This is a genomic window from Citrobacter sp. MGH 55, from assembly GCF_016906145.1.
GTDB lineage: Bacteria > Pseudomonadota > Gammaproteobacteria > Enterobacterales > Enterobacteriaceae > Citrobacter_A > Citrobacter_A amalonaticus.
This window is the reverse complement of the sequence record NZ_CP070239.1, coordinates 3,693,307-3,703,229: the sequence shown is the minus strand read 5'-3', so window position 1 is coordinate 3,703,229 and position 9,923 is coordinate 3,693,307. Positions and strand designations below refer to the sequence as shown.

At 55.6% G+C, this 9,923-nt stretch carries 9 protein-coding genes; 3 read left to right on the top strand and 6 right to left on the bottom strand.

Going from position 1 to position 9,923, the window contains the following annotated elements; genetic code table 11:
* Positions 1-75: 75 nt before the first annotated feature.
* Positions 76-1,584, bottom strand: coding sequence for a carboxylesterase/lipase family protein (locus JTI98_RS15170; protein WP_200050147.1), 1,509 nt, complete (start codon positions 1,582-1,584; stop codon positions 76-78).
* Between the two features lie 45 nt (positions 1,585-1,629).
* Entirely contained in the window at positions 1,630-2,973 is a 1,344-nt protein-coding gene (locus tag JTI98_RS15165; RefSeq protein ID WP_046401597.1) for a VOC family protein, read from the bottom strand.
* Positions 2,974-3,210: 237 nt separating this feature from the next.
* On the opposite strand from JTI98_RS15165, the gene pcaH reads away from it, so the two are divergent.
* Both pcaH and pcaG read left to right on the top strand, forming a co-directional pair.
* A complete protein-coding gene (pcaH, locus tag JTI98_RS15160) occupies positions 3,211-3,951 on the top strand; it encodes a protocatechuate 3,4-dioxygenase subunit beta (protein ID WP_216081459.1) in 741 nt (246 codons plus the stop codon).
* Positions 3,948-4,568, top strand: a complete 621-nt coding sequence (gene pcaG, locus JTI98_RS15155) for a protocatechuate 3,4-dioxygenase subunit alpha (protein WP_043000623.1) — start codon at positions 3,948-3,950, stop codon at positions 4,566-4,568. Before pcaH ends, pcaG begins: the two co-directional genes overlap by 4 nt.
* A 35-nt stretch (positions 4,569-4,603) precedes the next feature.
* Here pcaG and JTI98_RS15150 read toward each other — a convergent pair whose 3' ends face one another.
* Entirely contained in the window at positions 4,604-5,512 is a 909-nt protein-coding gene (locus JTI98_RS15150) for a manganese-dependent inorganic pyrophosphatase (RefSeq protein ID WP_216081458.1), read from the bottom strand.
* A gap of 125 nt (positions 5,513-5,637) precedes the next feature.
* On the opposite strand from JTI98_RS15150, the gene JTI98_RS15145 reads away from it, so the two are divergent.
* Positions 5,638-6,561 carry a LysR substrate-binding domain-containing protein gene (locus tag JTI98_RS15145; RefSeq protein ID WP_043000621.1) on the top strand — a complete coding sequence of 308 codons (924 nt, stop codon included), beginning with the start codon at positions 5,638-5,640 and terminating at the stop codon, positions 6,559-6,561.
* A gap of 44 nt (positions 6,562-6,605) precedes the next feature.
* On the opposite strand, the gene JTI98_RS15140 is transcribed toward JTI98_RS15145, so the two are convergent.
* From JTI98_RS15140 to JTI98_RS15130, 3 genes are all read right to left on the bottom strand, one after another.
* Positions 6,606-8,294, bottom strand: coding sequence for a methyl-accepting chemotaxis protein (locus JTI98_RS15140; RefSeq protein WP_046401596.1), 1,689 nt, complete (start codon positions 8,292-8,294; stop codon positions 6,606-6,608).
* Positions 8,295-8,460: 166 nt separating this feature from the next.
* Positions 8,461-9,579: an S-(hydroxymethyl)glutathione dehydrogenase/class III alcohol dehydrogenase gene (locus JTI98_RS15135; RefSeq protein ID WP_044267111.1), complete on the bottom strand. Its 1,119-nt coding sequence runs from the start codon at positions 9,577-9,579 to the stop codon at positions 8,461-8,463.
* A gap of 32 nt (positions 9,580-9,611) precedes the next feature.
* Positions 9,612-9,887 (bottom strand): metal/formaldehyde-sensitive transcriptional repressor, encoded by a 276-nt coding sequence (locus tag JTI98_RS15130; RefSeq protein WP_003833178.1) that lies wholly within the window; start codon positions 9,885-9,887, stop codon positions 9,612-9,614.
* Positions 9,888-9,923: the final 36 nt, after the last annotated feature.

Here is a 9,923-nt window from a genome sequence, read left to right as displayed (position 1 = left end):
TAAATATTTACTGTCGATGAGAACAGACTGATTCCCACGTAAAGTTCCCCGCACAAACTTTCAGCTTTTGCAAAGCTAGTCGAGACTGACGTGCTGGGTCATCACCCGTTTAAAGAGCGCAAGTCGCGCCCGCATAAACCGGTTCTCCACCTTAAAACCAGCAAACTTATTCAGCCCAATACGTAACAACCGATCGCGGCCCTGAATACAGGCCGGCCAACGGACCGGTCCGTGCAGCACATCGCAACTCCGACTGGCATGACGGGCAAAATTGACCCAGTAATCCGCAACGTGGACAGCAAAGGCGAGATCGTTTTCGTTCACATAATTTCGTGAAGGTTCAGCGAGCGTTAGAGTATTAAACACGTAAGGCACTTCGTTGCCATGCCAGGCGCCGTTGGCATAGGTGTGATGCTCCGATTCCGCAACGTAATCAAACCAGTACCGCCAGCACGGCTCGCCGACCCGCTGTTGCGCCTGCATCACCACGTAGCCTAATGCCGTAAACGCCATATCCCGACACACCTGCCGTCCCAGTTCTTCATCGCCCTTCACGCCCGGATACAGTAGCTTAATCAGGCCGAGTCCCAGCCTGCGTTCACGACGCAGTTTCTGAATTTGTCCGGCAAGATCGACGCCGAAAACCGCCATCACGCTGGCTTCATCGCTGTTAGAACCAATCATCACCGGCATCGGGTGCTGTCTGGCGGCGAAAAAGACGTCCAGCATCGGTTCCGGCAGTACCGCATCACCGGAGATCGGCGTTGGCGCAATTTTGTACGGTGCGCCCAACGGCCAGAAGGCCTCGGCCGGAATCGCGCGTAGCTGTTCCGCCGTTGCATTCTGCAAACCAAAGTGTTCAGCCAGCGCAACGCCGTTTTCCAGCGCGATTTCACGAGGCGTGTCCGGCAACGTGTAGCCGCTCTGCACAATCGCTTTATGAAACAACCCTTTTCCGCGCGGCGAAGCCAGCAGCGAGAGTACGCTGCGCGCCCCGGCCGACTCACCAAACAGCGTCACGTTTTGCGGATCGCCGCCGAACGCAGCGATGTTTTCCTGTACCCAGCGCAGCGCCGCTATCTGGTCGAGCAAAGCAAAGTTATTGAGAGCCTCGCCCTCTTCGCCTTCCAGTGCCGGATGAGCAAAAAAGCCGAGGTGACCGAGACGATAGTTGACGGTCACGACAACCACGTTGCGCTTTGCCAGCGCAACGCCGTCATAAGGCGGCAGACTACCTGCGCCAATGGTGTAGCCGCCGCCGTGCAGCCAGACCATCACCGGAAGCGGCTGATGACGTTCCGCCGGAGACCAGACGTTGAGATAGAGACAATCTTCAGAAAATGCGCCGGGATCGCCGCCGCCCAACTCTTTGCAGTACTCAATGTCCTGCCAGCTGGCGCTGGAGAAGGTATTGGCGTCACGAATCCCGGACCAGGGAGTAACCGGCTGCGGCGCGCGCCAACGCCATTTCCCCGTTGGTGGCGCGGCGTAAGGAATACCGCGCCAAAGGTGGATGTCGTCCTGGACGACACCCATTAGCTGTCCCTGTACGGTTTGAATCAGTGGAATACCAGGTTTGATCATGTCCATATTTACCCGTTAATCGCAGATCCCTACAGGATACCTGGATTAAAGCAGGCCGCAACGCCGTTTGCTGCGTTCTTCCGCTTCCTGATACAACACAAACTCGTCAAACACCGGACACCCCAGCGCCTGTTCAAAGGCCTCGCGGCTGGCATTGCCATGACTGCGCGCCTGCGTTTCGTTACCGAGATTCGACTGAAAAATCCCCGCCGCGCTGACTGGCAGGAAATCTTCATAGGTGATGGGCTGCGCCTGCACCCAGCCACGTTCAATGTGCGGTTGCGGATCGTCGCCAGGATGAATCGCATTGCGGTGCGCTTCGCCTGACGGCGTCAGACGATAGCGGAACCAGGCCAGTCCCTGTTGGCGCAGCAGGAATTCGCTGTCCGGAAATGCGTTAAACACCTCCTGCAAATGCAGTTGATGCGTCAGGTTGTCTTTCCCGGTACCGGCATTGCGCAGTAATTCATCGTATAGCTGACGCCCCTTTATCGTCAGCGCCACGCCGCGTTGTTCAATCTCGCCGAAGCGGGCCGTATGTGTCCCCTGCATTTCGCCAGCAAACAGCACCGGTTCTTCCAGCGCTTTGAAGCTGGTCTGGCGCAGCAGAATCGGCACCTCACGGCGCGGCGGGCCTTCGATAAGGACTTTCGGTTCAATGCCGCATTCCGGCATCATCGACTGCACCCGGTCGATATCCAGCGTTCTGGGTGTCAGATGATTAATGTGACAGCCCGGGAAACAGACCACATCGGCGATCAGGCGATGTTCGTTATGCAGCGCATGATAGGTTTGTTCATCCACGGTGGCGTGGCGATGCCAGCGAAACGTTTCCAGCGCTTCTTTCACGAACTCGCGAGCCTGCGTCGCGTTAAACCCCTTCTGACTCTCCCAGACGTCGAGCAGTTCGCGACAGCGTGGCGTAAAGATATCGCGCTGCGCGAGGATCTCCGCCGCACGCTGGCGGAGCGACGCGTTTTCAATCAGTTCAAGTCGCAGTAAGGAGGTAAAGACGCGAAACGGATTTCGCGACAGCGATGCATCGTCAATGGGACGAAATGCCGTTGAATGTACCGGCACCCCGGCCTGAGAGAGATCGTAATAGCTGACCGGAAACATCCCCATGATCGCAAACATGCGTCGCAGCGTGGACAGTTCGTCTGCCGTTCCGACACGAATTGCGCCATGACGCTCCACGTTGAGGCGCGCCAGTTCATCTGCATTGGCCAGTTTTTCATGCAGCGTGGGGTTATTTTCGAGAACTGCCAGATTCACGTCAGCCACAAGTTCCAGTAACGTGCCGTATTGCGGAACTTCCTGCTGGTACATTGCTGACATTGCCTGCGAAAAATGTTCCCGAATCTCATCTGCCGTGATGGTGTTCGCCATAATGTCATGCCTCCAGTGAATGTTACCTGGAGTGTAGGAAACACCATTCACTCTGGGGAGAAGAATTTACAAAGTGTGATCTCACCTGAATTCGCTCTGCATCAGTCCTTGCGCCATGGCATAGCCACTGGTTATGAAATAATCGACATAAATTCACTTTTAATTAACAACGCATTTACACACACTGTCTCAGGTCATCATAAAACAATAAATCTCTTCCCTGTACCGGAGTCCGCTATGCGTGAAAAAGTGTCCTCTCGCGAGGTGATCCATCGCGACTATAACAGCCATCCGCCCGCCTTCGCCCCCGGCTATAAGACCAGCGTTCTGCGCTCGCCGCGCAACACGCTGATCTCTTTGCAGAATTCATTGTCTGAAATCACCGGGCCGGTATTCAGCGATAACGATCTTGGCCCGCTGGATAACGACCTGATTATGAATTACGCCAAAGACGGCCTGCCGATTGGCGAACGGATTATCGTCCACGGTTACGTGCGCGACGGTTTTGGCCGCCCAATGAGAAATACACTCGTCGAAGTCTGGCAGGCCAATGCCGGTGGTCGCTATCGTCATAAAAAAGACCAGTATCTCGCGCCGATTGATCCTAATTTTGGCGGCTGCGGACGGGTATTAACCGATGAGAACGGCTATTACTTTTTCCGTACCATCAAACCCGGCCCTTACCCGTGGCGCAATCAGGTCAGTGACTGGCGTCCCTCGCATATTCACTTTTCACTCTCCGGCGAGGCCTTTGCCCAACGGTTGATTACGCAAATGTATTTTGAAGGCGACCCGTTGATCAAACAGTGCCCAATTGTGAAAACTATCAATAACGATGATGCGATCCGCACATTGATTGCCGAACTGGATACCCACGCCGCCGTACCGCTCGACTGCCTGGCATATCGTTTTGACCTCGTACTTCGCGGACAGCGCGCTACGTTGTTTGAAAACCGCACTCAGGGAGGCGCGCAATGAAAGAGTATTTGCAGGAAACCGCCTCGCAGACGGCGGGACCGTATGTGCACATTGGGCTTGCGCCTGACGCCGCTGGATTTCACATCTTTGAGAAAAACTTCAGCTCCACGCTGACCAATAGCCATACCGAAGGCGAACGTATTGTGATCGAGGGACGGGTAATTGATGGTTCCGGTACGCCGGTGCGCGATGTGCTGCTGGAGATCTGGCAGGCCAACGCCCATGGACGCTACAACCATCCGGCTGACCGTCAGGAAGATAAGCCGCTCGACGCGGACTTTCGCGGCTGGGGACGAACCTGTTCAGACTTCGACAGCGGCGTGTGGCGTTTCGATACCATTAAGCCGGGCTGTGTTGTGGGACGCGATGGCCGCCTGATGGCCCCCCACGTTAATCTGTGGATCGTCGCGCGCGGCATCAACATTGGCCTGAACACCCGTCTCTATTTTGCGGATGAGCAAGAAGCCAATCAGCGCGATCCGGTGCTCAATCTGATCGAATGGGAAGTTCGCCGTCAGACCCTGATTGCCCGCCGCGAACAGCGTGGTAGCGAGATCGTCTATATCTTCGATATTCACCTGCAAGGAGAAAACGAAACCGTCTTTTTCGACGTTTGATGAAGAGAACGGGCTGAATCTCTCAGCCCGTTTTGTCAGGCCTGGTCAACTTTCGCAACATGGCTTTCCAGCCACGGCAGCATCTGTTTCTTGCGGCTCAACATTCCCTCTACCGTCACCGGTTGTGCCAGTTCAAGTTGGCGCGGGCCGGCAAACCAGAGTTGCGAATTGCCAGCGTTGATATCCGTCAACATCAGCACCACCAAATCCGCCCCGCTGCGGGTCGCATAATCGGCCATCTCTTGACGCAGGGCATCCATCACGTCGGCGACCTGGCTCAATGCATACAGTTCGATCTGCGCAACGCTCACCTGCTGACCCTTGATGGTGAAACGCTTGATATCTTTTTGCAGCAGTTCACTGGCGCTTAATCCTTCAACGCGGGTTTTGGCACTCAGCAGGTCAGCGCTGAACGCCGTCAGTTCAACCCCGGCACGCGTTGTCAGTGCCTCAACGGCCAGACGGTCATCCGCCGTGGTGGTTGGCGAGCGAAGCGTGACAGTGTCACTCAATATTGCGCCCAATAGTAATAGCGCCTGCACAGACGTTATCTGCGCCCTGTCCTCCGGACTCATCAGTTGCCATAGCAGCGTGGCGCTGCTGCCCACTGGCTTTATCCACACTTCTGGCGGCAAACGGGTCACCAGTCCACCCAGACGGTGATGATCGATAATACCCACGATATTGCTCGCCATAAGGGTTTCCGGTCCCTGCGCTGGCTCGGTGAAATCCACCAGCCAGACGTCGAGGTCTGTCAGCGGCATCGTCAGTAACGGCGGCATGTCCAGCCCCGCACGCTCAAACAGAAATTGGGTTTCGCGATTGGGTTCACCCAGGCGCCAGGCCGAGGCCTGACGTCCGCGCATGTTCAACCAGCGGGCAGCCATAAAAGCGGTGCAAATGGCGTCACTGTCCGGATTCAGGTGGCCTACGACATGGATCATTTTCGCCTCCGAAGAGAAAGTGCTGTTACTTAAATAAGTTAAATGTTAATAATATTTTGCAATCAAGTTATCAAAAACAAACAACTTTACTTGTCACCGGCATCGCTCTGTTCTTAACATCGCTTATGGAAAAAAATAGTCTGTTCAGTCAGCGCATCCGATTGCGCCATCTTCATACATTTGTCGCTGTCGCTCAACAAGGAACCCTGGGGCGCGCAGCCGAAACCCTTAACCTCAGCCAGCCTGCGCTTTCCAAAACGCTTAACGAACTGGAGCAACTGACCGGCACCCGCCTCTTTGAGCGCGGACGGCTCGGGGCGCAACTGACGTTACCTGGCGAGCAGTTTTTAACCCATGCGGTGAAAGTGCTAGATGCGCTCAACACCGCCGGGCAGGCGCTGAACCGTAAAGAAGGTCTTAACAATGATGTGGTAAGAATAGGCGCGCTACCGACTGCCGCGCTGGGTATTCTTCCGTCGGTCATCGGTCAGTTTCATCAGCAGCAAAAAGAGACCACGCTGCAGGTGGCAACGATGAACAACACTATGCTGCTGGCGGGCCTGAAATCCGGCGAGCTCGACATCGGCATTGGCCGGATGTCCGATCCGGAATTGATGAGCGGCCTTAATTATGAGCTGCTGTTTCTCGAGTCCTTAAAGCTGGTCGTGCGTCCGAATCACCCACTATTGCAGGAAAACGTGACGCTGAGTCGAGTGATGGAGTGGCCCGTGGTTGTTTCGCCCAAAGGCACAGTACCGCGGCAGAATGCCGAGACGCTGTTGCAAAGCCAGGGTTGTAAGATGCCAACCGGCTGCATTGAGACGCTCTCCGCCTCGCTGTCGCGCCAGTTAACGGTTGATTATAACTACGTCTGGTTTGTGCCATCTGGCGCAGTAAAAGAGGATTTGCGCCAGGCGACGCTGGTTTCGCTACCCGTGCCCACACAGGGCGCAGGTGAGCCGATCGGTATTCTCACCCGAGTGGATTCACCGCTCTCTTCCGGCGCGCAACGCTTAATTGCCGCTATCCGTAAATCGATGCCGTTATAACAATCCGGATGAGGCGCCTTTTCGCCTTCATCCGGTAATGGCGCTTAGAAGGTTTCCCAGTTATCCCCGTGATCGGTAACCGGCTGTGTCAGAGGCTGAACGGGGGTGTTTGTTGTCGGTACGCGTTTGCTCGTGGGTCCACCCTGTAAGCGAAACGTCCCCACCGCCTCCGTCAGTCGTGCCGCCTGCTCTTCCAGCGACGCCGCTGCCGCAGAGGCCTCTTCCACCAGCGATGCGTTCTGCTGAGTCACTTTGTCCATCTCAGAGATGGCCTGGCTGACCTGCACGATCCCACGGCTCTGCTCGTCCGACGCCGCGGCGATTTCCAGCATGATATCAGTGACGCGTTTTACCGCCTCCACGATGTCGGTCATCGTGTTCCCCGCCGCGACCACTTCACCAGAACCTTGATCGATGAGACGGACGGATTCGCTGATAAGCCCTTCAATCTCTTTCGCTGCCTGGGCACTGCGGCTGGCCAGCGTGCGGACCTCACTGGCGACCACGGCGAATCCACGCCCTTGCTCACCGGCACGCGCGGCTTCAACCGCGGCGTTCAACGCCAGAATATTGGTCTGGAAAGCGATGCTGTTGATAACCGCAGTGATCTCAGAGATTTTCTTCGAACTGGTCGAAATATTGCCCATCGTCTGGACCACGCCGGAAACCATCTGCCCGCCACGACTGGCTTTGCCGGACGCGTCTTCCGCCAGTTTGCTGGCGTGGTGTGCGTTATCGGCGTTTTGCTTCACCGTCGCGGTCAACTCTTCCATGCTGGCCGCCGTCTGTTCGATCGCCGCCGCCTGTTCTTCGGTGCGTGACGACAAGTCGGTATTGCCCGCCGAGATTTCGCTGGTACCGCGATAAATCTCTTCTGCCCCCTGACGCACCGAACCGACCGTTTGCACCAGCGAACGCTGCATTTGTTGCAGGTGGCGGCTCAGTCGCCCAATCTCGCTACGCCCGGTAGGTTCATCCTGCATGGTGAGATCACCGGCGGCAATTTGCTCAATACGCTGCGCGGCATGCTGCAACGGCTGAATGACGGTACGACGCAGAACAATAAACGTCATCAGCGTCAGCACCAGTGCCAGACCAAAAGCGGCAATCATGAATATCATGCCCAGTTGGGTGCGCTGATGAGCCTGTTCGCTTAACTGGTTAGCGCGCGCCATGCGCAGTTCAATTGCCTTCAACAGGACCTTATTGTAACTGGCATCCAGTTGTCTTGCGTGTTCGCTTTCGTGGTTGATGATCGCTTCGAACATGCCGTTTCTGGCGTACTTGAGCATCGGTTGCATTCCCGCTATATAGGCTTTGAAACTGCTCTCCAGTTCGCCATCCAACGCTTCATCCGCAGGGGTTTTCACCTTGCGCGCCATGTAAATAGTAAACCCTTCTTCAGACTGCTTAATACGCTTTTCCGCCGCCGCAATGTTGGCTTTCATGTCATCCATTTCAGCAATTCGGCTCGCCGCGCCGGCATGAATCATGTTGATTCGCGCGGTACGCAGGTGGTTCGAACTGTTCGATAATCCCATGCGGACCTGGATCTCATCTGTCACATCCCGCTGATCGCGGTCAGCCTGCATGAGAAAGTAGCCCGCCAGACCGGAGCTCAGCGCGAACAGTAAAAGGATGCCACCGAGAATGGAGGAAAACAGCGGAACCAGCCTGATGTGATGCAGAAAGCCCAGCTTATGTGGTGCTTGCATCGATGATGTGTTGTCCATGACCGTCGACTCTCTTGTAGGATTAATGCGTAATACGCGCCCGTAAGATAGTCATCGGCATTCCGCGAATTTTACTTACCGGGAAAAGCGCCGTTTTCGTCACAGTTTGACAACATTTATGTTAAAAAATGGAAAGCGCCAGCGGTGATTTCCGCTGGCGGATGAATCAGTTATCGCCGAAATGGATAACGGTACGGATGGATTTACCTTCGTGCATCAGGTCAAACGCGTCGTTGATTTGCTCCAGCGGCAAACGATGGGTAATGAACGGATCCAACTGGATTTTCCCGGCCATTGCCTCTTCCACCATGCCCGGTAACTGGGTGCGCCCTTTGACGCCGCCAAACGCGGAACCGCGCCAGACCCGGCCTGTCACCAGCTGGAACGGACGCGTTTTAATCTCCTGGCCCGCCCCGGCAACACCAATGATGATGCTCTCGCCCCATCCTTTATGGCAGCATTCCAGCGCCGCACGCATCACGTCGACGTTACCGATACATTCGAAGCTAAAGTCGACACCACCGTCGGTGAGCTCAACAATCACCTCCTGGATCGGTTTGTCATAATCTTTCGGGTTAATGAAGTCGGTTGCGCCCATTTCACCCGCCAGTTTGAATTTTTCCGGGTTGGTATCGACAGCAATAATACGCCCTGCTTTCGCCTGTACAGCGCCCTGAATCACCGCCAGGCCGATCCCGCCAAGGCCAAACACGGCAACGGTATCGCCCTCTTTGACTTTCGCGGTGTTATGCACGGCACCTATGCCCGTAGTGACGCCACACCCCAGCAGACAAACCTTATCCAGCGGGGCTTGCGGGTTGACTTTCGCCAGTGAGATTTCCGCACATACGGTGTATTCGCTGAAGGTACTGGTACCCATGTAGTGATAGATTGGTTCACCATTGTAAGAAAAACGGGTGGTGCCATCCGGCATCAGACCTTTTCCCTGGGTGGCGCGCACGGCCTGACAGAGGTTGGTCTTCCCGGATTTACAGAATTTGCACTCGCCACATTCGGCGGTATACAGCGGGATAACATGGTCGCCCGGCTTCAGGCTGGTCACGCCTTCGCCGACGTCGACCACTACACCGCCGCCTTCATGTCCCAGTACCGCCGGGAACACACCTTCTGGATCGTCACCAGACAGCGTAAACGCGTCAGTGTGGCAAACGCCAGTGTGGGTAATTTTAACCAGAACTTCGCCTTTTTTCGGCGCTGCGACGTCAATCTCAACAATTTTGAGCGGCTGACCGGGGCCAAACGCGACTGCTGCACGTGATTTCATCTGTCTCTTCCCTTTATTGCGAGGTGATAGGTTTATTTTAGATAAGCGCGAAGAAGGTGGCCGATTTCAGCCATACGCACGGCGCGCTGGTCAGGAGTGGTTTCACCACTCACCAGCTCATCTTTCAGGTGGATCTCAACCATTTCGCCCATTAAACCGTTGGACGCACCGCGAACCGCAGCGATTTGTTGCAGGATAGCCAGGCAAGGTTCGCCAGACTCCAGCGCACGCTCCAGGGCATCCACCTGCCCCCGAATGCGCCGGACGCGAGTCAGAATACGTTTTTTATCTTCAGGTGAATGCGGCATACGCCCCCTTGATACTATAGGGGGGTATAGTAACAG